The organism is Kineothrix sp. IPX-CK (assembly GCF_039134705.1).
Classification (GTDB): Bacteria; Bacillota; Clostridia; order Lachnospirales; family Lachnospiraceae; genus Kineothrix; species Kineothrix sedimenti.
In genome coordinates, this window is record NZ_CP146256.1 from 1,336,129 (window position 1) to 1,361,561 (window position 25,433).

At 41.7% G+C, this 25,433-nt stretch carries 27 protein-coding genes; 12 read left to right on the plus strand and 15 right to left on the minus strand.

Going from position 1 to position 25,433, the window contains the following annotated elements:
• Positions 1–42 precede the first annotated feature (42 nt).
• From V6984_RS06300 to V6984_RS06325, 6 genes are all read right to left on the minus strand, one after another.
• On the minus strand, positions 43–495 hold the full coding sequence (locus V6984_RS06300) for a SufBD protein (RefSeq protein WP_342758929.1): 453 nt from the start codon (positions 493–495) through the stop codon (positions 43–45).
• A gap of 389 nt (positions 496–884) precedes the next feature.
• Positions 885–1,607 carry a DUF5131 family protein gene (locus V6984_RS06305; protein ID WP_089994494.1) on the minus strand — a complete coding sequence of 241 codons (723 nt, stop codon included), beginning with the start codon at positions 1,605–1,607 and terminating at the stop codon, positions 885–887.
• A 55-nt stretch (positions 1,608–1,662) separates the two neighbouring features.
• Positions 1,663–1,866: a hypothetical protein gene (locus V6984_RS06310; RefSeq protein ID WP_089994496.1), complete on the minus strand. Its 204-nt coding sequence runs from the start codon at positions 1,864–1,866 to the stop codon at positions 1,663–1,665.
• 65 nt (positions 1,867–1,931) lie between these two features.
• A complete protein-coding gene (locus V6984_RS06315) occupies positions 1,932–2,402 on the minus strand; it encodes a VOC family protein (RefSeq protein ID WP_342758930.1) in 471 nt (156 codons plus the stop codon).
• A gap of 3 nt (positions 2,403–2,405) precedes the next feature.
• On the minus strand, positions 2,406–3,227 hold the full coding sequence (locus V6984_RS06320) for a helix-turn-helix domain-containing protein (protein ID WP_158374215.1): 822 nt from the start codon (positions 3,225–3,227) through the stop codon (positions 2,406–2,408).
• A 382-nt stretch (positions 3,228–3,609) separates the two neighbouring features.
• Positions 3,610–3,957, minus strand: a complete 348-nt coding sequence (locus V6984_RS06325) for a hypothetical protein (protein WP_018213991.1) — start codon at positions 3,955–3,957, stop codon at positions 3,610–3,612.
• A gap of 193 nt (positions 3,958–4,150) precedes the next feature.
• Between V6984_RS06325 and V6984_RS06330 the strand changes: the two genes are divergently transcribed.
• Positions 4,151–4,936 (plus strand): exosporium glycoprotein BclB-related protein, encoded by a 786-nt coding sequence (locus V6984_RS06330; RefSeq protein WP_342758931.1) that lies wholly within the window; start codon positions 4,151–4,153, stop codon positions 4,934–4,936.
• A 317-nt stretch (positions 4,937–5,253) separates the two neighbouring features.
• A complete protein-coding gene (locus V6984_RS06335; RefSeq protein WP_342758932.1) occupies positions 5,254–7,905 on the plus strand; it encodes a cation-translocating P-type ATPase in 2,652 nt (883 codons plus the stop codon).
• 109 nt (positions 7,906–8,014) lie between these two features.
• On the opposite strand, the gene V6984_RS06340 is transcribed toward V6984_RS06335, so the two are convergent.
• On the minus strand, positions 8,015–8,707 hold the full coding sequence (locus V6984_RS06340; RefSeq protein ID WP_342758933.1) for an ABC transporter ATP-binding protein: 693 nt from the start codon (positions 8,705–8,707) through the stop codon (positions 8,015–8,017).
• Between the two features lie 391 nt (positions 8,708–9,098).
• On the opposite strand from V6984_RS06340, the gene rpmB reads away from it, so the two are divergent.
• From rpmB to V6984_RS06360, 4 genes are all read left to right on the plus strand, one after another.
• On the plus strand, positions 9,099–9,284 hold the full coding sequence (gene rpmB, locus V6984_RS06345) for a 50S ribosomal protein L28 (protein WP_342758934.1): 186 nt from the start codon (positions 9,099–9,101) through the stop codon (positions 9,282–9,284).
• Positions 9,285–9,374: 90 nt separating this feature from the next.
• The gene (locus V6984_RS06350) at positions 9,375–10,508 is read left to right on the plus strand and encodes a CobW family GTP-binding protein (RefSeq protein WP_342758935.1); all 1,134 of its coding nucleotides are present in this window, start codon (positions 9,375–9,377) and stop codon (positions 10,506–10,508) included.
• A 23-nt stretch (positions 10,509–10,531) separates the two neighbouring features.
• The gene (locus V6984_RS06355; protein ID WP_342758936.1) at positions 10,532–11,647 is read left to right on the plus strand and encodes a GTP-binding protein; all 1,116 of its coding nucleotides are present in this window, start codon (positions 10,532–10,534) and stop codon (positions 11,645–11,647) included.
• A gap of 21 nt (positions 11,648–11,668) precedes the next feature.
• Positions 11,669–12,478 (plus strand): hypothetical protein, encoded by an 810-nt coding sequence (locus tag V6984_RS06360; protein WP_342758937.1) that lies wholly within the window; start codon positions 11,669–11,671, stop codon positions 12,476–12,478.
• Here the strand turns inward: V6984_RS06360 and V6984_RS06365 are convergent.
• The 6 genes from V6984_RS06365 to V6984_RS06390 form a co-directional block, all read right to left on the minus strand.
• Complete coding sequence (locus tag V6984_RS06365; RefSeq protein WP_342758938.1) at positions 12,432–13,343, minus strand: TIGR03943 family putative permease subunit; 912 nt, start codon at positions 13,341–13,343, stop codon at positions 12,432–12,434. The genes V6984_RS06360 and V6984_RS06365 overlap by 47 nt on opposite strands.
• Positions 13,344–13,345: 2 nt before the next feature.
• The gene (locus V6984_RS06370; RefSeq protein WP_342758939.1) at positions 13,346–14,923 is read right to left on the minus strand and encodes a permease; all 1,578 of its coding nucleotides are present in this window, start codon (positions 14,921–14,923) and stop codon (positions 13,346–13,348) included.
• Position 14,924: 1 nt separating this feature from the next.
• Entirely contained in the window at positions 14,925–15,929 is a 1,005-nt protein-coding gene (locus V6984_RS06375; RefSeq protein WP_342758940.1) for a CobW family GTP-binding protein, read from the minus strand.
• Positions 15,930–15,966: 37 nt separating this feature from the next.
• On the minus strand, positions 15,967–16,380 hold the full coding sequence (locus V6984_RS06380) for a transcriptional repressor (RefSeq protein WP_342758941.1): 414 nt from the start codon (positions 16,378–16,380) through the stop codon (positions 15,967–15,969).
• A 119-nt stretch (positions 16,381–16,499) separates the two neighbouring features.
• Positions 16,500–17,324 carry a metal ABC transporter permease gene (locus V6984_RS06385; RefSeq protein ID WP_342759951.1) on the minus strand — a complete coding sequence of 275 codons (825 nt, stop codon included), beginning with the start codon at positions 17,322–17,324 and terminating at the stop codon, positions 16,500–16,502.
• The gene (locus tag V6984_RS06390; protein WP_342758942.1) at positions 17,308–17,988 is read right to left on the minus strand and encodes a metal ABC transporter ATP-binding protein; all 681 of its coding nucleotides are present in this window, start codon (positions 17,986–17,988) and stop codon (positions 17,308–17,310) included. The genes V6984_RS06385 and V6984_RS06390 overlap by 17 nt, the downstream gene beginning before the upstream one ends.
• Positions 17,989–18,134: 146 nt before the next feature.
• On the opposite strand from V6984_RS06390, the gene V6984_RS06395 reads away from it, so the two are divergent.
• The 3 genes from V6984_RS06395 to V6984_RS06405 all read left to right on the plus strand — a co-directional run bounded on the left by V6984_RS06395 (position 18,135) and on the right by V6984_RS06405 (position 21,202).
• Complete coding sequence (locus V6984_RS06395) at positions 18,135–19,091, plus strand: metal ABC transporter substrate-binding protein (RefSeq protein WP_342758943.1); 957 nt, start codon at positions 18,135–18,137, stop codon at positions 19,089–19,091.
• A 214-nt stretch (positions 19,092–19,305) separates the two neighbouring features.
• The gene (locus V6984_RS06400) at positions 19,306–19,983 is read left to right on the plus strand and encodes a response regulator transcription factor (protein ID WP_342758944.1); all 678 of its coding nucleotides are present in this window, start codon (positions 19,306–19,308) and stop codon (positions 19,981–19,983) included.
• Complete coding sequence (locus V6984_RS06405; RefSeq protein ID WP_342758945.1) at positions 19,976–21,202, plus strand: HAMP domain-containing sensor histidine kinase; 1,227 nt, start codon at positions 19,976–19,978, stop codon at positions 21,200–21,202. The genes V6984_RS06400 and V6984_RS06405 overlap by 8 nt, the downstream gene beginning before the upstream one ends.
• Here V6984_RS06405 and mgrA read toward each other — a convergent pair.
• Together mgrA and V6984_RS06415 are read right to left on the minus strand one after the other, a co-directional pair.
• On the minus strand, positions 21,186–22,181 hold the full coding sequence (mgrA, locus tag V6984_RS06410; protein ID WP_342758946.1) for an L-glyceraldehyde 3-phosphate reductase: 996 nt from the start codon (positions 22,179–22,181) through the stop codon (positions 21,186–21,188). The genes V6984_RS06405 and mgrA overlap by 17 nt on opposite strands.
• A 61-nt stretch (positions 22,182–22,242) precedes the next feature.
• On the minus strand, positions 22,243–22,935 hold the full coding sequence (locus V6984_RS06415) for a YoaK family protein (protein ID WP_342758947.1): 693 nt from the start codon (positions 22,933–22,935) through the stop codon (positions 22,243–22,245).
• 109 nt (positions 22,936–23,044) lie between these two features.
• On the opposite strand from V6984_RS06415, the gene V6984_RS06420 reads away from it, so the two are divergent.
• The 3 genes from V6984_RS06420 to V6984_RS06430 all read left to right on the plus strand — a co-directional run bounded on the left by V6984_RS06420 (position 23,045) and on the right by V6984_RS06430 (position 25,433).
• Entirely contained in the window at positions 23,045–23,926 is an 882-nt protein-coding gene (locus V6984_RS06420) for a LysR family transcriptional regulator (RefSeq protein ID WP_342758948.1), read from the plus strand.
• Positions 23,927–24,028: 102 nt separating this feature from the next.
• Positions 24,029–24,775: a polyphosphate polymerase domain-containing protein gene (locus tag V6984_RS06425; RefSeq protein WP_342758949.1), complete on the plus strand. Its 747-nt coding sequence runs from the start codon at positions 24,029–24,031 to the stop codon at positions 24,773–24,775.
• Positions 24,768–25,433: a DUF4956 domain-containing protein gene (locus V6984_RS06430; RefSeq protein ID WP_342758950.1), complete on the plus strand. Its 666-nt coding sequence runs from the start codon at positions 24,768–24,770 to the stop codon at positions 25,431–25,433. Before V6984_RS06425 ends, V6984_RS06430 begins: the two co-directional genes overlap by 8 nt.

A 25,433-nucleotide genomic window follows, 5' to 3' on the forward strand; every position in this document is an offset into this window, starting at 1 on the left:
GTGGGTGAAATTAGTCACCGATGGAGGGTATGCTCATTCGCTTTATGAAAGGCTTTGTATATCATTTAAGCATTTTTGGATATCCTTTACCACCAACGATTGCATACTTTCCTTGTATCTTGATGGATTAGCACGATGCAGTGCATTTATGATGTCCAGCCTCAAATCTGGCTTGAATTTTGCTACAATAGGCAACACCTTAATGCATTGCCGTGCAGCAATCGGCTTATCGTCTGTGATATGTATGAGGAATTTGTCAATAATTTCATCTATTTTATAGTCATTATCCCACTGCGCATTTGCAGCAACCAAAATAATGCCTCTTGTTCTGATATAAGAATTTTCATGATCAAGCATATCTGCAAACACGCCAAAGAAAGGGTACACGACATTAGATTGGTTACTTTCATTTTTCAGTTGCTTTAAACATTGATAGGCCTTTTTATCATCACTATCTATCAGGCCATTAACCAAGTCTTGAATATAATCCACCATATCACCTCGTTGCTAATATAAATTCGCTCCCTAAGCGGTCAATTTCCTTACTACCGTTTCAAAAAAGTTTTCTTCGGTAGTTATATGGAATGAGTTTACCATATTAAAGTGACAGCTTCAACTCACAAATTATTAAAAATAGAAAGGATAATCACTATGAAACCTAAAATCAGAACACTGCCCTTACGCAAGGATCGACTGGACGATTTTGGGGATGTAGATACAGCAAGAGCCGTTGCATCTAAGTAAGGTGCAACGGCTCAATTTAGTGGCAAGTCACATTTGATTGTGTAGGTGAACTTAGTCACCAAAAGAGGGATTTCTCATTTGGTTCGTTCAGAACATTCATGAAGTAAAATAGGCAATAATGCTTTACTCCATTGATTTGATCAGAACAACCTTTTCCCATCTGAAATATCAATATTGAGCTCTTTTGCCACACTGTTTTGCTTAAATGGATTTATTTTTTCCACTACACCGTTGCGTTTGAAAAGTGAGCCTGTATTCTTGAACCAAAAGGTTACATCTGCTTTTACGCATTGTTCACGGATATTAAGTACCCAATCATAATCGCACATACGGGCTTCTCGTCCTGTTTCGCCGCCAACGGTAACATGGTCTACTCCATGAAGATAGGGCGTTAAATCTATCATTTCTAAAAGTGGAGCACAAGCAATAAACCTCCTCTTTATCGGATAGGATAAAAAGAGTGGAAGCCTGTAATCGGCGAGTGTTTGATTTTCGACAGTACAGCCAATATTCACATTGTCATAGCCTGACCCCCAATCAGACGGAAGCGATTGGGGGAAGCGGTCAATTCGCTTTGTCAAAATCAAAAACTCAATATCTGTTCTTTCCTTGATGATCGCCCAAGCCTCTTTACGCCATTCATCCGCTTCGGGAAGAAAAAAGTCCGTCGCAAAGCAGGTTGCAAGAATTTTGTTGCCTTTGATATTGTATTCGCCCTTTGCATTTTTTCTTACAGGCCAATCGAATTTATCTGTTTTTTGTATTGTGCTTTGACCATAGCGTTTTGCATACGGTCCATAAAAATAGCAATTTGTACAGCCATCACTTATTTTGTAACAGCCTGTCCATGGTTCCCAGTTCATAGTGTTCCTCCTCTTGGATGGGTGAAGCCGATGATAGCAGAAACGCAGCTGCTTGTCAGCAGCGTTTGAACGTCACCGTCTGTGCCTTCATGGTGATCTTACCCACCTCGTAGCCGTAGGCGGGCAGCTCCTTCTTGAAGGTTAAAAAGGCGTGGTCGATGGGAAAGCCCAGAATCTGTTCAATCTCGGCATAGGTCAGCGCGAAGCTGTTCTCCGTGCGTTGACCTATCGCCTTCCAGAGCGGCTTATATTTACTCATTCTCCCTCTCCTCCGATCTTGTTTGGAATAAAATAGCGGCTTTGATTTACCAAAGCCGCCGTGTATCACATACCAAAGCCTAACGCATACTGTTTTACAACCTCAAGAGGAAACATTGTGCGTGTAGCGACTTCTTCTGACGACATACCCTGATTAAAAAAGCGTTTGATAACCGTATTCATATCCTCTGCAATCTCCACAATATGCTTGTCTGGGTCATATACCCGAATGTCACGCTGCCCCCATGGGTATTCTTTTATTTCATGTACCCATTGCAAACCGGATATGCTTTTCAGTTCAGTATACACTTTGTCTAAATCTTCCACTTCAAAATAGACTTGAAAGTTGTGTGACTGTTCTTTCACACTATCGACGGCCAATCCAACGAGTTCAGCATAACCTTGTTGCAGAGAAAAGCCCTTAAGGGTTACATGCACGCCAATATCCATGACCGAATTTTGATGAAGCACATTTTCATAAAAATGCTTAGAAGCGGATATATCTTTAACCGCTAAGAGACAACCTTGATATTTCATTTTTTAATCCTCCTTTGAGGATATTGTATCGTATATCTCTGTTCCGTCATAGTAAAAATCCGACATTGTTTTCAGATACTTTTGAGGGGTAACACCGCTGATAGCCTTGAAATCTTTATCAAAATGGGCTTGGTCAAAATATCCGGCTTGTTGCGATAATGCCGCAAAAAAGCAAGGCGACGTTTGAATGTGTTTTAACACGTAGTTAAAACGGGTTAAACGAGCATAGTTTTTAATATTCATTCCGATTTGTGTAAGAAACAAGCGGTTTAGCTGTCGCTCACTATAACCGGATTGTCGGGCGACTTCTTTCACTTGTACTTGTCCATGACTATCAGAAATCACAGTAGACGCTAATAACAAAGCGTCCGAAATAACGTACTTTTCCATACGCCTGTATAAAATCTTTTCACAAATATTTGCTAAATCTGTCGCGGTTCTAGACATTACAAAGGCTTGATACAGCAAATGAAATAGCTCGTTGTCAATGTCTTCAAGCGAAAGGCGTTTGTCTGCAAACTCCGCTTGGCTTTGGCGTGTGATTTGATACAAACCATAGGGCGAAAGTTGGATAAGCAACAGGACCTGATAACTATTTGGTTCCATTCCTAACAAAACAGGGGTTAGGGATGCTCCCCATAGTTCAACAATTACAGCGGTTCCATCAAAGGCAAGGGACAATGTTCCGCAAGCGTTAGGCATAAGCGTATAGTGCGCTGTAAACGTATCATTTTCTGGAAATACGATATTGTAATATAGAATATATTTTCTCAGCCCTGCATGTGAGGGAAACATATTGAATTGCTTGCCACTTTTGGTAATCAAATTGTTCCCTCCTCATTTTCAAAGTAAAGTTTTCATTATGCTGATCCGCCGAATGCGAATCAAGCAAATATCAACACACCCCTTCGGGGCATTTTTCTTCACTGCCATTTGAAAAAAGTTTTACTCGGTGAATATAAAAACAAGTTTACCATAGCAAAATAGAAGTTTCAATCAATCAAATATAGACAATAGAGAGGCAGTCGGTGCTATGAAAATTAAAATCCGTTCACCGTCTTTATGCAAGCATTGACTGGACTATTCTTGGCATGTAGACAAAGCAAGAGCCGTTGCGTCAAGTTAGATGCAACGGCTCAATTTCGTGATAAGTCGGATTTTATTGTGTAGGTGAAGTTAAACACTAACAGAGGATGTGCTCATACCCTTACACAATGTTTTCACCCAAAATAATTTTTGGCATAGTGGTTAAGCATCTGTTCCACCGCTTGTAAAAATGCTCTAACCCTAACTTTGACACCCTTGCGTGAGTTTCTTCATCTCTAACAGTCCAATGTAAAACATAAGTGACTTTGCCTACATTGCGTGTGAGGCGAACAGGCAATGCCCCTTCTTTAACGGCATTAAAATCTGTTTGGCGGTGGGTGCGTTTGATATATCTAACTTCAATAACACCATCCTGCTCCATATAAAAGGCGGCAACCTCTTTCATAAGTTGCTCAATTTCCTCTTGCTTTTCAATCTTTGCCTCATAGATACAAATTTCATTAAACATTTATTGCACCACCTCGCACATTATATAAACTTGCTCACCGAGCGTTAATTTCCCATGCTACCGTTTCACAAAAGTTTTACACGGTAGATATATAAAGTAAGTTTACCATAGTAAAGCAGAACTTTCAATCAAACAAATATGAATGGATAGATTGAAAAGGTGCCAATAAGGATAAATATTTTTTAGTCCTGACTTGACACCAGCAGGAGCAACAGGCCCTACGGGAGCAACAGGAGCAACCGGGGCGACAGGTCCTACGGGAGCGACAGGAGCAGACGGTGCGGCCGGAGCGACAGGCCCTACGGGAGCAACAGGAGCAACCGGGGCGACAGGTCCTACGGGAGCGACAGGAGCAGACGGAGCAGCCGGAGCGACAGGCCCTACGGGAGCAACAGGAGCAACCGGGGCGACAGGTCCTACGGGAGCAACAGGAGCGACAGGAGCAACGGGTCCTACCGGGCCAACAGGTGCGGGAGCAATTATCCCATTTGCATCAGGTGGTCCAGTTACCTTAACTACTGTACTCGGAGGATTGCTTAATGCTTCCAGTGCAATTGGCTTTGGCACTAACCTTCCTGGTATTTCAGCAGCCAGCGGAACAATTAGTCTGCTTGGGCTGACGAACCTCGCGTTCTCCGTGCCCAGAGATGGAGTTATTACCTCTCTGGCTGGTTATTTAAGCATTAGTGCCGCTGTTAGCTTAATAGGTTCTACTGTTACAGTAACTGCCCAGTTATTCCAATCCCCCACACCTGATGATACTTTCGTCGCAGTACCGGGTGCAGTAGTCACGCTGGCACCTCCTCTCACTGGTTTAATATCTATCGGCGATATCACTAGCGGTATTACTTCGGGACTAAATATTCCTGTTACCGCAGGAACCAGATTACTCTTGGTATTCTCTGCAGCGGTTACGGCAGGACTTGATCTGGCTACTGTTATTGACGGTTATGCCAGTGCCGGTCTTGGAATTTCCTAGGAGAAGTTCATAAAAAGACCTTTGCAGCTGTATAGTTCCGAATTGACAACACTGCTTTGAATGAATCATATCATAGGAAACGGGACGTCTGTTCACAGACGTCTCGTTTTTCATATATGGAGATGAATGGGCTGCATGGTTTTTCAGGCGACGAAATGATTATTATAAAAAAATATTGCCAAAAAAAGAAAGGTACTATCGATATTTTTCTAAATATGATATGCTATCTTTTGTAATGAATGGATATAATAGGAAGCCGGCAGAGCACGGTAAATTTGTATATCCTACAACCCAAAATAAAATAATGGAGGTATGCTGTGAAGAAGTATTTTAACCTATCCGCCTCAGAGACCGCGGAAGACCTACAAGTCGATCTGTCCACCGGCCTTTCCGGTAAGGAAGCCACAGAGCGAAGTCAGAAGTATGGGCAAAACCGCCTGGAAGGCGGCAAAGAAAAGTCCATTCTGGCAATGGCACTAGATCAGCTCAAAGATTTTTTAGTTCTGATTCTGATTGTTGCTGCAGTGATTTCGATTCTTCTTGGAGAGGAATTGGAAGGCATCGTTATTCTGGCAATTGTTGTACTCAACACATTTCTTGGTGTATATCAGGAAAATAAAGCCAGCAATGCGCTAAAGGCACTCAAAGAAATGGCAAGCCCGCATGCAAAAGCGCTGCGTGACGGTCAAGTCGTTGAGATTGCCTCTCACGAAGTGGTTCCCGGAGATGTGGTTATTTTGGAGGCAGGCGACTATATACCAGCCGATCTGCGTCTGGTGGAATCCATCAACCTGAAAATCGATGAAGCTGCCCTGACTGGAGAATCGGTCCCGGTAGAAAAAGATGCAAAAGCAGTTCTGCCCGAGGATGCGAGCCTGGGGGATCGCATTAACAGCGCTTACATGGGCACCGTAATCACATATGGACGAGGAAAAGGTGTTATCACCGACATCGGAATGAAGACCCAGATGGGAAATATAGCAGGTATGCTCAACAGCAGCAGCGATGAGGCTACTCCGCTTCAGAAGAAGCTGGACAGCCTTGGCAAGCTGCTGGGTATTGTTTGCCTGTCGATCTGCGGAATCATTTTCCTGCTCGGCCTTCTTCGGGGAATGGAACTTTTTGATATATTCATGACATCCGTATCCTTGGCAGTTGCGGCTATTCCGGAAGGTCTTACCGTAGTTGTTACCGTAGTTCTGGCTATGGGTATGCAGAGGATGGTAAAATGCAATGCGATAATCAAGCGTCTGAGCGCCGTTGAGACGTTAGGAAGCACCACTGTTATCTGTTCGGACAAGACGGGTACGCTGACCCAGAACAAGATGACTATCCAGCGGATTTACGACGGTAAAGAACTGTATGATGTAAGCGGTACGGGTTATAGTCCCGCGGGAGATATTCTCGATGCATCCGGCAATAAGAGGGCTGATGCGGTACAGAAGATCCTGGAATGTGTTTTGTTATGCAACGATGCGATTTATGACCCCGAGAAAGAATCTATCGTAGGCGATCCTACGGAAGGTGCGATGGTAGTACTCTCACACAAGGCAGGAATGGTAAAAGATCAGTGGGAGAAAAAATATCCCCGTCTTCAGGAGATCCCTTTCGACTCCGACAGAAAGCTTATGTCTACATTCCACAATATAGATGACAAGACGGTAATGTATACCAAAGGTGCTCCCGATGAACTGCTTCGCCGCTGTATTTCGATAGATTTGAACGGAACGGTGGAAGAACTGTCGGAAGAAAAGCGTCAGGAAATCCTTGCGGCAAATCAGGGCTTTGCAGAAGATGCGCTTCGTGTTATCGGAGCAGCGTACAAGCAGGTAGAGCAAGTGGATATTTCCTTCGAAGCGGAGAACGATTTGATCTTTGTAGGCCTCGTTGGAATGATCGACCCGCCCAGAGAAGAAGCAAAGGATGCGATCAATGTTTGTAAGAAAGCCGGCATTCAGGTAAAAATGATTACCGGAGACCATAAAATCACGGCTACCGCAATCGGCCGCCAGCTCGGCATTGTTGAAGAGGGTGCTGTTGCTGTGGAGGGGCGTGAGATTTCCGAGATGGACGATGAACAGCTTAGAGAGCGTGTGAGGACCGTCAATGTATTCGCCCGCGTTTCTCCGGAACATAAGGTACGTTTAGTAGATGCTGTCAGAGCTAACGGAGACATCGCAGCCATGACAGGCGACGGTGTTAATGATGCTCCGTCCTTGAAGCACGCCGATATCGGTGTTGCCATGGGTATTACCGGTACCGATGTATCCAAGGAAGCTGCAGATATGATTCTGACGGACGATAACTTTGCAAGTATCGTAAGAGCGGTTGCCGAAGGACGTACCATTTACAGCAACATCCGTAAGGTTGTAGGCTTTTTGCTCTCTTGTAACATCGGAGAAATTCTTGTTATTTTCATCGCTATGCTGGCAGGAATGCCCGTACCGCTTGTTGCGATACAGCTTCTTTCTATTAACTTAATTACGGATGCGTTCCCGGCGTTTGCTCTCGGAATGGAAAAAGAAGAACCCGGAGTGATGGACCGTCACCCCAGAGATCCATCCGAACCTATCGTGGACAAGAAGATGGCGATCGCCGTCGGAATTCAGAGTATCGCGCTGGCCATAGGTACGCTGGGAGCATTTTCTTACGGATACTTTGCGCATCAGGATCTCGATGTGGCACGTACCGCTTGCTTCCTCACCTTAGTTTTAGGCGAGCTGCTTCGTGCTTATTCTTCTCGCTCCGAGAAGGTGTCTATTTTCAAGATGCGTATTTTCGAGAACAGCTATCTCAATAAATGTGTTATCGCTTCCTTAGCCTTTTTGCTGGCAAGTATTTATATACCGGTGCTCAATCCGATCTTCGGAACTGTAACGCTTACATTTGACGAAATAATCGTTTCCTTAGTTCTGGCATTGGTTCCTATGCTCGGCGGCGAGTTAGCGAAGAAAATCACCAACAGATAAATCTTCTGATTTTAAAAGACGATACAGCTTATACCAATGTTATAGAGTTAAGATTACACTTAAAGAGCAGAGCGTGTAGAAATACATACTCTGCTCTTTTGCTTTTGCATTACTTATTGTTTTGGCTAACTCTGCTTTGGAGCTTCCATCCGCCTGCCTTTTTCCGTTTTTCCCATAGACTTGCATATCTTCCGTTGCGATTCACTAACTCTTCATGAGTTCCCCGTTCCACAATTTGTTTATTTTCTACCACCAAAATCTGATCGGCGTATTGAATGGTTGACAAGCGGTGCGCTATGATGACCAACGTTTTTTCCTGAATCAGCGCTCCGATTGCCTGCTGGATGTCCATTTCATTATCCGGGTCCACACTTGCGGTTGCTTCATCCAAAATAATGATAGGCGCATCCTTCAAAATTGCGCGCGCAATGGATACCCGCTGGCGTTCTCCGCCGGATAGCAGGCCGCCGTTTTCGCCGACTATTGTATTGTATCCCTCTGGCAGCGCCATAATAAAATCATGGCATTTTGCTTTTTTTGCGGCTTCTTTGATTTCATCCCGGGTGGCATCCGGTTTTCCAAAACGGATGTTATTTTCTACTGTATCATTAAACAAATGCACATCTTGAAAAACCACACTGATTTTAGATAATAAATCCGAGCTGTTCATCTGCCTGATATCGGTTCCGCCGATGCGGACACAGCCTCCGCTCACATCCCAGAAGCGCATGATTAAGTTGGCAATCGTTGTTTTTCCTCCCCCCGAGGGGCCTACCAATGCGGTGACGGTCTTTTCTTTCACGAAAAAACTGACATTCTCCAGAATTCGTTCCTGCTCATAAGAAAAGCTTACGTTATCGAACTCGATATGATAATGCTATTTCCTGTCCCAGGATATGGCGCTGGCTTTTTGTTTGCTCAAAAGACGATTCCGGCTGAGGTTTTGCCGAGGGCATTCATTTCAAATGACTTGTAAATGCATTTGGTTTGCATTTGAATATTATTATATGAGGGAAATCATACGAAATTAAGAAAGGAAAGACCTCATGATTTTAAGTGTATATCTTGTGTACCAATAAATTTTATCAACTAATTGCGAATGATACGCAAATGCATTGACAATACAAAAGCTTTACTTTATAATATCAAATTGAGAATCATTCGCAAATTAAATATTAAAGGAGATAGTAATTATGGCTAAATGTAGATACACAGGTAAATCAGTGATGTTTGGAAATAAGGTAAGTCACTCTAACAGAAAAACGAAGCATATGCAGAAAGTAAATATGAAACGCGTCAAAGCAATAGAAAATGGGACAATCAAAAAAGTCTGGGTTTCAACATCTGCTTTGAAATCAGGTTTAGTAAAAAGAGTTTAGGTAAAGGAGGAAAGAAAGTAAAACAATTTTTGAGTCTGCTATTAGATCCATTCTTTATGAAATGTACAACGACTGCAGGGAGGTAAAATAATGAGTGGTTTCGGAAAAAAGATAAAAAAGCCGGTGACGCTAATAACCGGCTATTTGGGCTCGGGAAAAACTACAGTTATGAATGAACTTTTAAGAAATGAAGTCAGTAAGAAAGTAGCATTGATCGTAAATGATATGGGAAGTATTAATCTGGATGCAGACTTGTTAAAAAAAGGCAGTATTTCCCGGATGGATACGACAATGATTGAGTTACAGAATGGTTGTATTTGCTGTACTTTACGGGATGAGTTCATGGAACAGATAGAGCAGCTTTCTAAAGAAGATGATATAGAGGCAATACTGGTGGAGGCTTCTGGTATCAGTGATCCGGCAGCCATTGCAGACGGATTTCTTGCCTATGAAGAGATGCATAAGAAATCATCCGTCTTTTTGAACACCATTGTTACTGTTGTTGACGCTGACAGGATTTATACGGAATTCTTAGCAGAAATAGAAGAGCTGCAGAATCAGATGGATGAAGAGTATGATCCGGATATTATAAACTTGGTCATAGATCAGATAGAGTTTTGTAATGTGATTATATTAAATAAATGTGATTTACTGAATAAGAAGCAATTAGAGAAAGTGAAGATGGTTATAAGGCAGCTGCAGCCGGAAGCGGAGATGATCGAAACAGTACATGGGAAAGTAGATGCAAAATTAATACTTAACAAAAAACGTTTTGATTATGCTAAGGTGAATAATTCTTCTGCCATCCAGAAAGCATTAGCCAGAGAGGCGAGAGCAGAAGAAGACGGACGAAAAGAATATGGTATTGAATCTTTTGTCTTTGAAGAACGTAGACCTTTTGAATATAATGCATTTATAAATTATATAGAGCAGGAGTATCCGGCAAGTATAATTCGTGCAAAAGGATATGTCTGGTTTGCTGATGATGATATCCATGTACAGCTTTTTGAACAGGCGGGAAGAAATGCATCTGTTACGGAAGTGTCAAACTGGATTGCAGCATTTAGCGCGGAAGAACAAAAAGAGGTATTTGAAGAGTATCCGGAAACCTTAGATGACTGGGATGAGGCCTATGGGGACAGAATGAATCAGATTGTATTTATAGGAAGAGAATATGATGAGGCTGAAATAAGAAGGCAGCTTAACCGTTGTATCGCAGGTTGATTGAGTTCAGCAAGGAGGAAGAAATGAAAACGAATATTGTGCCTATTACTTTATTGACAGGATATCTTGGAGCAGGAAAAACAACGTTACTCAATCATATATTGAAAAATCAGGAAGGATATAAAGTAGCAGTTATTGTCAATGATATTGGAGAGGTAAACATTGATGCAGATCTTATTGAAAAAGGCGGCAGTGTAACACAGAAGGATGACAGTTTGATCTCTTTATCCAATGGTTGCATTTGCTGTACCCTAAAAGTAGACCTAATCAGGCAGATAATGAGCCTCATAAAAATGAAACGATTTGATTATATATTGATTGAAGCGAGTGGAATATGTGAACCATTACCGATTGCCCAGACCATTACATTGTTGGACGGTTCTCTGGAAAACTCAAAGCTGCCTGAAGTTTGCTGTCTGGACAATATTGTAACTGTTGTAGATGCGAAGAGGTTGGTTGACGAATTTATCAGCGGGCAGAGTTTATTGAAGGAAAACATGGATGAAGAAGATATAGAAAATCTTCTTATACAACAGATAGAATTCTGCAATTTAATTGTTCTTAATAAAATTGATGATATATCAGAGGAAGAAAAGAATATGGTAATTAGGGTGATCCGCACACTGCAGCCGGAAGCGGAGATAATTGAAACCAATTATGCAAAAGTAGATATTGGGAAGGTGATTAATACACATAAATTTGATTTTGAAGAAGCCAGTATGTCAGCTGGTTGGGTACTGGAACTGACGAAGGAAGATGAGGAACCGGAAACAGAGGAGTATGGAATTGGTACATTTGTTTATAAAAGAACACGTCCATTTATCCAGGAAAAATTTGAAAATTTTGTAAATTATAAATTTCATTCCAATATAATCCGGTGTAAGGGGATCGTCTGGTTTGAGAATCTGAGAAAGGAAGCATATATATTTGAGCAGTCCGGCCGGCAAAAGACAGCCGCCATGTCCGGTAAATGGATCGCATCAGCACCGAGGGAACAACAAAAACGATATTTGCGAGAGAATCCTGATATAGAATGGGATGAGAGATACGGTGACAGATGCATTAAATTAGTTTTTATCGGACAAAAAATGGACAAGGAAAAAATAACAAAAGAGTTGGATGAATGCCTGGGTGAGTAAAATAAAAGGAAGCGGTGGGTTATGAAAGAGAAACTTACAAAAGAGTATCGATCCTATATTGATCATCCTGAAAGATATGGTTATGAGCAGCTGACAGAATTGATAGATAAGCTTTCCGAGGAACATAGAAAATACGGAGAAAAATGGTTTTCTCCCAATCATAATCTGGAGATTTACCTGTATGAATATTGGGTGAATCAGGAGGAATACGAATGTACTTCTTATCAGCTGAATGTTTTGTACAAGCAGCAAGGAGTTGCCGAGGAAAAAAGAGGGATGTTTGAAAAAGCAGAACAATCTTTTCTGAGTGCTTTGGAATGGAATCCTGTAGACATAGAAATTTATTTAAATTTATGTGAGAACTATGTTAAAAGAATGGAATGGTTTGTTTTAAAAGAAATTGTCCGGAAGATGTATCATTACTGTTATACATGTGTTGATCTGTCAAGATATTACCGGTATTTAGGACGTTATTTTCTTGAAATCTATCAGCCGGAAATATCAGCCTGTTTATACCGATACAGTAATTACTGGTATCAAACGAAGACTGCGGATAAAGAACTGGATTTCTTAAAAGCAGCAACAGCAGGTGTGTTTGCCGATCATACTTTGGAAGAAGATAAAAAACTATTATTGGAACACGATATACCATTGCGGCCGGAAGCGGAGACTCTGGCGCTATGCTATCATGCAGCAAAAGAAGAAAAAGATTGTGAAATCCAAAAATTATATTTTTCTATGCTGTATCAGGTAACAGGAGATGTGGAAATAGAAAAAATCTTAATCAATAGAAAGGATAAACGTAATCCGAAACTTCTTCTGCCGGAGTAATTTGTGTTACAGAAATTTGTGGTTCCTCATATTGTTCCCCGTCATACTCATATTGACCGACATGAAGGGTACCCTCAACGGTTACCCAGGAACCTTCTTCTAATTCAGAAACATTGTCATATTTACAAGTAAGTCCTACAGGTACTAAATCTGCAACACAGCATGACATCATCAGACGTGCAGGTACAAATTCATCATCATTATAATAATCCGGATTTTTAAAGACATATCCTGTTATATCAATAGTATATCCTGTATATTTCTCTATATTTATGTATATTTCTGTAAGCCACATGCTAAAGTCATCGTTTGATACAATAATTTTTTTGTTCGCAGTATCCAACCCTGGAAGAACAACGGAAGCTTGTTCCTCCGGTATCGCGGATTGTGCGTCGGCGACAGCAGTATCAACGGTATCTGACACTGCCGTGTCAGCGGATGAAAGCTCATCTTCAGCCGGAGAAGAGGTATCTGTCTGGTCGATGCTATCTTCAAGAGAAGCTTCATCAGGTTTACTATATAATTCCTGACCGGCTGAAGCAGAAAATGCATTTTTATTACTATAATTTCCGGTAAGGCTGGAAGTAGTCAGAGGACTATGAGGGAGCAGCAGTAATAAAATAGGGATTCCCACCACAAGGCAATGAGAGGAACGTAATCTGTGCTGGGGACGAAAAAGTCTGCAGAATCCTGTCAGAGCCCATATACCCATCACGATGGACGCAAAATAAATATAGGGTTCCATTCTGGGAGTAACATAAGATAGATATTTTCCGCTTTTGGCCAGATAAAGCAGCAGACCGCCAAATATGAAAAAGCATAGAAATTCTAAGAAAGCTTGAGAATTAAACGCTTTTGCCTGCATATTTATTTTCCTCCTATGCTATAAAGTAAGAATACCACGAAAAAACATGTAATAAATGTTACAAATAATAACTTGCAAATAAAACGTTTTGAAAAACCTGAAGAAAGCATTAAAACGTTTTTTATATCCATCATTGGTCCAAATACCAAAAAGCCCATAATTGCACCCATCGGGAACTGATTAGCAAAGCTGCGTGCGATGACTGCATCTGAGGAGGAACATAAAGAAAGAACAAATGCCATTATCATCATAATTAAAATGGATAATGCCAGTCCGGTATTATTCTGGGCGATTGTAAATAAATTGGAGCCATAAACCTGAAAAAGCGAAGCAATAAACGTCCCTATCAGCATATATTTCCCAATGTTAAAAAACTCTGCCTGGGAATGTCGAAGAAACAAACCGAGTTTACCTTTTATAGTTGTAATTGATTCGGCGTCTTCGTAACAGCCGCAGCTGCACATAAGCCTGTCAAGTATTCCTCCGGATAATATATTGCCTTTTGGAGGAAAGGCTGCAAATGCGAGTCCGATCAGGATGGAAACAATAATTCCGTAGCATACGCGTTCGATAACAATGGTTATGTCGGTATTGAACGCATAATAAGTCGACAGCATGACCACCGGATTGATTACTGGAGTAGCGGTCATAAAGGTAATAGCCACAGGGAGGGGAATTCCTTTTTTGACTAAGCTCTTAAAGATAGGGATAGAGGCACAGTCACAAACCGGAAGGCAGAAACCACCTATAATCGCCACCAGCATTCCCAAACCAAGTGATTTAGGGAATCTGCGCTCGATGACACCTTGCGGGATAAAAATTTGTATGGCGGATGAGATCAGTACACCAATCAGTAAAAAAGGAATAGCTTGCAGGATGATTCCTAAAAATATATTGATAAATGCATTGAATGGAATTTTAAGTATTCCATAAGCAGGATCACAAATCCAATACAGCATGAAAATCATAAGTACAGTTAAGAAGAAAGAATGGACAGGGGAGTCATTCTTTGTATAAAGCTGTCTGCATAAAGCGTTATATGCCTTTGTATCGTAGACAGCAACGCCTGGATTAATATTTCTTAACAGGTTCCGTGTCTGTTTAAAAGCTTTTGGTGAGGGTGTATTATGTACAACTATAAAATCACTGCTCGAAATCTGTTCAGGCAGAGCGCTGCCTGTCCTGCCGAGTAAGTTTGTGATAGCTGTGCTGTCTGCAATATGCATTACTTTTTGAATCTTGCATGATTTGTTTAATGGGGGATTTAAAAGCAATGCCTGCAGTTGAGAAAAAGGGACGACCCCGTTCCATTCAATCCAAATTTCATCAAAATGATGACTCGTAACAGAGTTTTGAATTTGCTCCATAATAAGCTTGGGCATTTGCTCAAGTACTTTTTTGGGAAAACTGAGGCTATAGCAGTTATGATAATGATTCTGCAATTCCATTTCCCCGGTTTCAAATTGTATGACAAGTATTGTAGCATCCCGCCATTCATGTTTGTTCATCAGAGAATTCAGAAAAGTGGTTTTTCCGGAATCTAAAAAGCCGGTGACAACAAAAACAGGTATTGGATTCATATTACTCACCGTTAAACAGGGTGCAGAGTTCCTGACGGTTAAGGTTTTGGCCGATGATACAGAGCATATTGCCGTCTGCCGCACATTTTGTAATCTGGATATCACCAGGCAGATATTGCAGATTAATATATCCATTTGTACTATGTACAATTCCTTTGGCCCTTAGTACAGTTCCTTTCGAGAGCCGTTCCATAGCCAATGCACGCGTTTTTAAATCTTCCATGCTGAATATCTGTTTTGTTCGTATGGTAACAGTATCAAAAACATTCTCAGCCGAATGATTATGCTCACAATTACAGTGGTGATCATGGCTGCAATTACCATGATGATGAATGCCGTTATGGTTTTTCTGCGTAAGGATGCTATGATGACAGGGTTTATTATTATGGCTGTAGCGGTTTGTGATCCTGGCGAAATTATTACTGGAATATATGAGTTCTGTCACATTAATCTGATGCCAGGGGCTTGAAACAATAATGGAATGTGAGTTTAAACCATTTATTAGCTTTTGAGCCGCATCCACCTTATCGGGAAAGTCTTCCGTATGGCTCAATATTATGATATCAGCGCTTTTGATCTGGTCTTCAAAGAATTCACCAAAATTGTCAAGATACATTTTGCATCGCTTTACATCTACAACGGTTATTTTGGATTTTATCCTGGCAAAGGGCTGAATGCGGATATCTGAGCAAGATTTTACGATGTCTGACAGCTTGCCTACACCCGAGGGCTCAATTACAATCTTATCAGGATGGAAACGATCCAGGACCTCTTTGAGAGCTTTGATAAAATCCCCTGAAAGGCTGCAGCAAATACATCCGGAATTTATCTCTTTTACTTCCACACTGCCTGATCCCAGCAAGGCAGCATCTACGCTTATTTCACCAAAGTCATTTTCAATAAGAACAATTTTTTCTTTTGGGGATGTCTCTCCTAATAGCTTTTGAATGAGGGTTGTTTTTCCTGCACCTAAAAAGCCTGATATTACGTATATTTCTGTCAACATGTAATACCTCCACTAAGTTTGATGTTGGTAATAATAGTCAGTTGGTCTTACAATCTTTGCAGAACCCAAATATTTCAAGATTATGACCCATTACATAAAAATCTTCGTCCTCCAGTTTTGGTATGAATTTTTCCATCGGACAATTAACCATTGTTATGATTTTGTGACAATTCATACAGACGGCGTAATGCTTATGCTTAAAACGATTAAGCTCGTATACTGCCATTTCGTTATTTAGTATGCTGGTTTTGACAACAATATCTTTTTTTAAAAAAAGCTCTAATATGCGATAGACTGTTGACAGCCAGGCCGTATCTCCGCTTATTCCCATTTTAGAACAAATATCTGCCGCACTTAAGGGTTTCTCCGACTCTTCAAGAATTGAGAGCACATGTTCACGTTGTTTTGTTCTTTTGATTCCTGCAGGCCAGTTATTTTGTACCTCTTTCATCGCATTCACCTCATCCTTAATTTTAGCTTATGTCATGTAAATGCATATTATTCGCATTTGGTTTATTATAGAGTTTCAATACTAGAAAGTCAAGGTCTTTGAGAAAGTTGAATAATATACTATTTGCGTCGAGAGACGCGCAGGCCTGCCCGCAGGTTTTTGGTTATTAATACCAGAATAAGAATGCCGACGGAAACAAGGGCAGTAAATCCTCCGGGAGCGACATTAAGGTAGTATGAAATAAACAGACCAAGCAAAATATCTATTATGCTGAAAACAATGGAAAATATCAATGTGGGCCTAAATCCCTTTCCAAGCTGCAGCGCCGTAGCGACGGGAAGGGCAATCATAGAACTGAGAACTAATACGCCTACAACTCTTATTGACACAGATATAGCGGCAGCCACAAGAATAGAAAAAATATAGTTGATCAGCTTGACTCTTACGCCGGCTATTTTGGCAGCCTCTTCATCGTAAGCAATATAGAGCATTTGATGATATAGAAAAATAAGTGTCAATACGGAAATCGCACTAAGAACAGATATCATCAGCATATCGAATCGGGTTACAGTAAGAATACTGCCGAACATAAAAGAATCAGCGTTCGCACGAAGTTTTCCGGAGCTTATGATGGTAATTGCCGTACCTACGCTTAAGGAAAGGACAATGGTTAAAATCAAGTCCGTATACTTTTTGAAATAGCTGCGGAGAAACTCGATCAGTGCACCGCAGATAGATGTAAAAACGAATGCACCAATTACAGGATTTTGATTTGATAACAGTCCTATAGTAATGCCGGCCAGAGAGGCGTGAGCCAGAGTATCACCAATCATAGAATATCTGCGAAGAACTAAAAAGATACCAATGCTGGGACACAAAATAGAGATAAAGAGAGAAACAAAAAGTGCATTTTGCATAAAACTGTAATTAAGCATGATTGTCATCAACCTTTCTTTGGGGATTCAAAAATTTGTCGACATATTGTATTGGAGTGTATATATGTCCTTGACCATCCATCATATGATAGATCAATGTCGAGTTTGAAATGGCGGCATCGAGATTGTGTTCAACAGAAACAATGGTAATGCCGTTTTCTTTGTTTATTTTCTTTAGGAAGCTATAGATTTCTTTTTGGCTTTTCATATCTACCCCGGTTGAAGGTTCATCCAGAATCAACAAATCAGGGCTTCCCATGAGCGCTCTCGCGATCAGTATTTTCTGACCTTGCCCTCCGGACAGGTTTCCCATCAACGCATCTTTATAATCGGACATGCCAATCTGCTCAAGGCTTTCTGCAATTATATTTTTATTTTTAAGTTTCAATAGTTTCCTATAAGAATTCAGCATTTCGTAAACCGTGATAGGAAAATTAGAATTGGTAAAATCCTTTTTTTGCGGAACATACCCGATTTTATGTGTTTGAGTTGATATATTTCCGCTTGTAGGTTTTATAAATTTTAATATTAGTCGTATCAGTGTGCTTTTTCCGCTGCCGTTTTCGCCTACGACCGATATATATTCGCCGTTATGTATATCCAAATTGATATCGTCGAGTACATATGGTGGCAGACCGGAATAAGAAAAAAATAAATTTTCTATTTTGACCATTATAAGTAACTCCTTTCTCCATGCAAATTATAAAATATTTACTTGCAAATGCATATCATTTGCACTTGACAAAAATATTTTTATGGACTACTATATATTAATGCAAATAGTAAGCATTTGCAAGTAAAAATAGGGAGGTTGATATAATGTTAAAGAAATGGATTACAATGCTATTGTGTTTACTCGTTATTGCCAGCTTTTCGGCATGCGGCAGTAAAAAACAGGAGAACAAGCCGGATGAAAGCAGTGAAGCGGTCAGCAGCACAGATCAGACAAACCAGTCGGATGAAAGTCCGCTTAAAGTTTATGTTACCTTTAATGCGATGAAAGAGTTTGTTACAGCAGTTGGAAAAGATAAAGTAGAAGTTGCAACGATCATACCAGATGGCATGGAACCACACGACTTTGAGCCCAAAGCGCAGGATATTGCCGGACTCAGTTCAGCTAAGATATTTGTTTACAGCGGTCTGGGAATGGAAGCATGGGCGGAAGAAGCAATTAAAGCTGCTGATAATACAGATTTAATTATAGTAGAAGCATCTAAAGGAGCTGATGTTATTGAGAATACGGACCAGGAGGAAATAGAAGAGCACGGGCAGTATGATCCTCATATCTGGCTTAGCTTAAAAGGTGCTGAATCTGAGGTAAAGAATATTAAAGATGCACTTGTTCAAGCAGATCCATCCAATAAAGATTATTACGAAGCAAACTGCGATGATTTTATTTCGCAGCTTGAAGATCTTTATAATGAATATAATGAGAAGTTTCAGTCTGTAGAAAAAAAGAGCTTTGTAACGGGTCATGCCGCATTCGGGTATCTTTGCAGGGATTTTGGATTAGAGCAAAACAGCGTGGAAGATACGTTTGCGGAAGGAGAACCGAGTGCACAGCAGTTGACGGAACTTGTGGAATATTGTAAAGAAAACGATGTAAGCACTATTTTTGCTGAAGAAATGGCAAGTCAGGAGGTCTCCCAGACATTAGCCGATGAGGTTGGTGCAAAAGTGGATACTATTTATACTATGGAAAGTAACGAGGATGATATGACGTATCTGGAACGTATGTCAGATAACCTATCTAAGATTTATGAAAGTTTAAAATAGATAACCTGGTAAAAAGCTCAATAATATTGAGCTTTTTATTATGTGTTTTATTCTGCCGTTCCATGGAGATTAATCACATCCGCCCATACTGATTTAAGGTTTATTTAAGGTTCCTTTGGTATAGTTTTTATAAAGAAAAAAGATCATGTCGGATTTGAATTTCTGAACCATTTGGATATGATGAAAAAAGATGATACGGAGGGAGAATTCGCATATGAGAATCTTGCTGGCTGAGGACGAAAAGGAACTGTCGAATGCTCTTGTGGCAATTTTAAAGCATAATAACTATTCGGTAGACCCGGTATATGATGGAGCCGATGCGTTGGATTACGGATTGTCGGGGAATTACGATGTAATCGTGCTGGATATTATGATGCCTAAAATGGATGGCATTAAGGTGTTGGAGCAGCTAAGGCAGCAGGGAATCCATACCCCCGTTCTCATGTTAACCGCCAAGACGGAAGTCGAGGACCGGATTCTCGGGTTAGATAAGGGCGCGGACGATTATTTAAGCAAGCCCTTCGCCATGGGAGAGCTGTTAGCCAGAATACGTGCCATGGGGAGGAGAAAGTCGGAATTTACTCCGAATCTTATAGAAGCGGGAAATATCAGCCTGAATAAAGAAAATTACGAGCTGTCCAACGGGCAGTCCATGTTAAGGCTTGGAAATAAGGAATTCCAGATGATGGAGATGCTGATGGTAAATCCTAAGCGCTTAATTTCTACGGAGCAGTTCATGGAACGAATATGGGGATATGACGCCGAAGCGGAAATCAACGTGGTATGGGTATACATTTCCTATCTGCGCAAAAAGCTTGCCTCCTTGAATGCAAATGTGAAGATCAAAGCGGTGAGAAGCGTAGGCTACACTCTGGAGGAAAGCGATGATTAAGAAATTACAGAGAAAATTCATTATGATTACCATGGGCTCGCTGCTTTTGGTCATGCTGCTTCTAATGGGTACCATTAACGGAATTAATCTGTACCAGATGCAGCAGCGGCTGAATGGGGCCATAGCCATTTTATCGCAGAATCAAGGGAAATTTCCGAAGTTCGAAAAAAAGGAGCCTCCAAAGGGAGGCTCCCGCTCGGATTTCGAAATGAATGAAGAGACTCAGTTTGCAACAAGGTATTTTGTTGTAAGGATAGGGGAAGCGGGGGATATTATGGAAATCGATACGAGCCATATCGCCATATCCTCCGAAGCGGCGATGGACTATGCCACACAGGTGCTTTCCTCAGGCAAAGAGAGTGGTTATCTGGACAATTACAAATATTCTCTCGTTTGGAGTTCGGACGGATATATGCTGATTTTTGTATTTTGTAAGGAGCAGATTGCTACCGTTACGAAGTTCTTGTTCAATTCCTGTGCGGTAGCAGTCATAACCTTTATTCTAATGTTCCTCATGGTATCCGTATTTTCCAGAAGGGCCATTAAGCCTATTATCGAAAATGCGGAGAAGCAGAAGCAATTCATTACGGATGCGGGACACGAGATAAAGACACCCATAGCGATCATATCGGCAAATGCGGATGTGCTTGAACTGACAGGGGGGAGCAGCGAATGGATTACCAGCATCCGCAATCAGATATCCAGACTGGACAAGCTGGTCAAAAACCTGCTCATGCTCTCAAGAATGGAAGAGGATAATCTGAAGCTGGTGCTTACGGACATGAACTTAAGCAGGACAGTAGAAGAAATCGCGGGTTCTTTTCAGCCGGTAGCAGAGATGCAGGACAAGAAATTTCAACTGGATATCCAGCCCGGACTTATGTTCCATGGAGATGAGAACAGTATTCAGCAGTTAGTCTCTACCCTGGTGGATAACGCCATGAAATATTCCAACGAGGGAGGCATCGTAGGGGTCACTCTGTCGGCAGCCAGGAAAGGCGTGAAGCTGGAGGTATACAATACTGTGTTTGAACTGGATACGAAGAACCTTGATAAGCTGTTCGATCGATTTTACCGGGCGGACGCTTCCCGCGCCAGAGAGACCGGCGGCTACGGCATCGGACTGTCCATCGCCAAGTCTATTGTGGAGGCCCATCATGGAAAGATCGGAGCCAAAAGTGATGACGGGCGCTCCATAATATTTACTGTAATTCTATAATTTTATCGATCCGGGCAAGCTCCTGCGTCGTAAAGGAAGTATTTGCCAGGGCCTTGATATTATCGAGAATCTGTGACGGTTTGGATGCGCCGATCAGCACGCTGGTTACCATGCCGTCGCGAAGGATCCAGCTTAACGCCATTTCTGCCAGGGTCTGTCCCCTGTCTTTTGCCAATTCGTTGAGCATTTGTATCTGTGTCAGCTTTTCCTTGGTCAAAGAGGAGCCCGTAAGGAAGCGTCCGTCTGTCATAATCCGGCTATCCTGCGGAATACCATTCAGATATCTGTCGGTGAGCATGCCCTGAGCCAAAGGGCTGAACGCGATAATTCCCTTTTTCAGCTTTACTGCTGTTTTCTTCAGACCATTTTCCTCGATGGAACGGTCGAAGATAGAATACCGGTTTTGATTGATGATGAACGGGCAGTGCAGCTCGTCCAATATAGCGGAAGCCTTTTTCAAGGTCTCTCCGTCGTAGTTGGAAAGTCCTACATACAGAGCTTTGCCGCTTGTTACGCACTGTGCCAGCGCGCTCATGGTCTCTTCCAGAGGCGTGTCGGGGTCCATGCGGTGATGATAGAAGATATCCACATAATCCAGGCCCATGCGCTTTAGGCTTTGGTCCAGACTGGCGATGAGATATTTGCGGCTGCCCCAGTTGCCGTAAGGGCCTTCCCACATGTCATAGCCGGCCTTCGTACTGATGATCAGCTCATCGCGGTATGCCTTGAAGTTTTCTTCCAGAAGGAGTCCCAGATTTTTTTCGGCGCTGCCGGGAGCGGGCCCATAGTTGTTCGCCAGATCAAAATGGGTGATGCCGTTATCGAAAGCGGTAAAACATAGCTGTTTCATGTTTTCATAAGAAGCGGTATCTCCGAAGTTGTGCCAAAGTCCGAGAGAAATGGCCGGCAATTGCAGGCCGCTGCCGCCGCAATGACAGTAGGTCATAGATTGATAGCGTGAAGATGATGCTTCGTACATAATTTTTCTCCTTATATGATTATTGATGATAATCATAGTATTGCCTTAAATATAAGGGAAGTCAAGACCTTTGGGCGAGGTTCTCCAAATCTGCTTTACGGCTCGCTGTGGTTGAGGCGGTCAATAAGGTAAAAGCGACAATAAGCAAAACGATGCACACCCAGATCCCTGTTATGTCTAAGCTGACCACAGAAATAAATCCAATAACGACGCCCAAATGATAGAAAATAAGAGTTAACATAAAAAATTTAAATTTCTGCAGCTCTGCGGATTTCTTTGTACGGCAATATTCGGTGAAAGAATAAACGGTTTGTCTTAAATTATTTGTAGAGAAAATGGTGGAACTGGCATATCCCTTTGCGCCGCTGAAGGTTCCCCATTGTAAGCCGGCCATAGCAAAGATCGGGTAAAGAGCGACGATAGGATTCATTTCGGCAGGCAAAAAGCCTGCAAATAAAACGCCTATCATTTCCGCAATGATACAAATGTACCGCATATCAGTCTTAACATATTTCGGCAGCAGGAAAGCGATAACTAACGTAATTATGTAGATGAGCAGCGAAAATGTGTGAATCAATATTTCACTCATGCTTCCATGAAGCCAGCCGACCATCAGATATATCATATTTGAAGTTTGTGAGGAACCGAAATTCCCCCCTCTTTCCAGCAGGGCATAAGCACCTAAGAAACCGCCTACCATCGACATATTATAATGCAAAAGCAAATCTATTTCATTTTTAATCCATTTAACCATGATCATAACCATGCCTTTCCTATACTACGCACAATAGAATAGCACATTGACCTGATTATCTAAAATACATATAATATATTTAATATCATACTTGAAAGGTATCATAAATATGGAGTTAAGGACTTTACGATATTTTCTCACTGTAGCGCAGGAATTAAATATTACACACGCGGCCAGGAAGCTGAATATTTCCCAGCCGCCTTTAAGCCGTCAGCTGGCACAGCTGGAGGAGGAGCTTGGCGTTTCACTGTTCATTCGCGGAAAGCGTAAGATTCAACTGACCGAGGAAGGTAAATATTTGGCACAGCAGGCAGAGCATATTTTAAATATGGCTAATCATACGACCCAGCAGCTAACGCAAATGAGAGAGCAAATCGTAAAAGGCTTTCTTTCCATCGACGTGACGGAGACCTGCAGCGCCAGTATTCTGCCTGATATTATCCCCGCTTTTCAGAAACAGTATCCTCTTATCAGCTATGACATATGGTGCGGCAACAGCAATGATATATGTCAGCGGCTGGAGCAGGGCATAGCCGAAATCGGCTTTATCCGCGAGCCCTTTAACTCATCAAATTTTGAAGCAGTTTCTCTTAAAAAAGAAACCTGGATAGCGGTTGTAAGCAAGGATCACCCTTTGGCAGCGCAGACAGAGATTCAATTGGACGAGCTATGTGAGGAGCCTTTGTTTATTCCTTCAAGACAGCCTTTGCAAAGTGAAATTCACAATTGGTTTTTAGAAATCGCAAAGCCTTGCCATGTGCTCTGTCTATATAATCAGATTGCGAGTATTATACCTTTGGTCATATCTAATATGGGAATCGCTATCAGTCCCATCTCTGTCAAGCGGTATACCGATAACAGTAAGTTAGCATATTTAAACATCGTTTCCCCAGAACACATTTCCTATTTATCTATGATCCGTAAACGACAGCATGTACTGCCCGCCAATGCGGAGGTATTTTGGAATTTTATACTAGGGCAGAATTTATAATAAACTTTAAGTAAATTTAAAGTAAAGTTTAAGGTTCGTTTTAGGTACAGACGATACAATGAACCTATCAAAAGCAGCACGCAAATGATAGGAGGAATTAGGATGAGTCAGTATCAGGGAACCTTTAAACGGTATGAAAAGAAGTATTTGCTCAGTGAGAAGACATATAGATTGCTAAGAGGGCGGCTGGAGGATTATATGGTTATCGATCATTTCGGTAAGACTACCATCTGTAATATCTACTTCGATACGCCAAATCATCAGCTGATTTGCAGCTCGTTAGAGAAGCCGGTCTATAAGGAAAAGCTAAGGCTTAGAAGTTATGGAACACCTGCGGAGGGGACGCCGGTATTCGTAGAATTGAAGAAGAAGTACAAGGGAGTCGTATACAAGCGCAGAGAGAAAATGGAGCTGACGGAAAGCGAACATTACCTCTACGACAATCTCCCTGTTCCGAGGACGAGCCAGATTGTCCGTGAAATTAACTGGTTTCTGAATTTTTATAAGAATTTACGGCCAGCAATGTATATTTCCTACAGCAGAATTGCCATGTATGGCAGCGATGATCCGGAACTGAGGATTACCTTCGACTGCGATATATTATGGAGAGAAGAGGAGTTGTATCTGGAAGCGGGAGTATGGGGCAGTCCTTTGCTGGAAAAGGGACAGAGGCTCATGGAAATCAAGATTGCGGGATCTATGCCCTTATGGCTTTCCCGTATACTTGGCGAACTGGACATTTATCCGGTGTCATTTTCAAAATACGGACGGGGCTATCAATTTGCTCAGCAGAATAGAGAAAAGAAAAATGAAATCACGATACGAAAAGGAGAAATGAAATATGCTTAACTCGATATTAACCGATACATTTTCTATACAGAGCTTTTTGATCTGCATCGCATGCTCACTGATTATGGGTGCTGTCATTGCTTGGATACACAGCAGATACAACGACAGCAGCAAGGGTTTCATCATGACACTGGCGCTGTTGCCGGCCATGGTACAGATGGTGATCATGCTGGTGAATGGCAATCTGGGAACCGGAATAGCGGTAATGGGTGCCTTCAGTCTCGTGCGTTTCCGCTCCATACCGGGAAGTGCTAAGGAAATCAGCAGTATTTTTCTTTCCATGGCGATAGGTCTTGCCACCGGTACCGGGTATATTACAGCGGCTATAATTTTTGTAGTAATTGTAGGCGGTGTGAGCATCCTTTATAATATTACCGATTTCGGTGAGCCGGGACAGAAAGAAAAGGAGCTGAGGGTCACGATACCGGAGGGTCTTAACTATACAGGCATGTTCAACGATTTATTTGAGAAATATACGACGAAATCCCAGCTTGTCAGGGTGAAGACTGCCAATATGGGCAGTCTCTACAAGCTGGAGTACCGAATCGCCCTGCGGGATACGCAGCAGGAAAAGGAATTTATCGATGATTTGCGATGCAGAAACGGGAATCTGGAAATAACCTGCGGAAGAATAAGTTCCGGAAGCGAAGAGCTATAA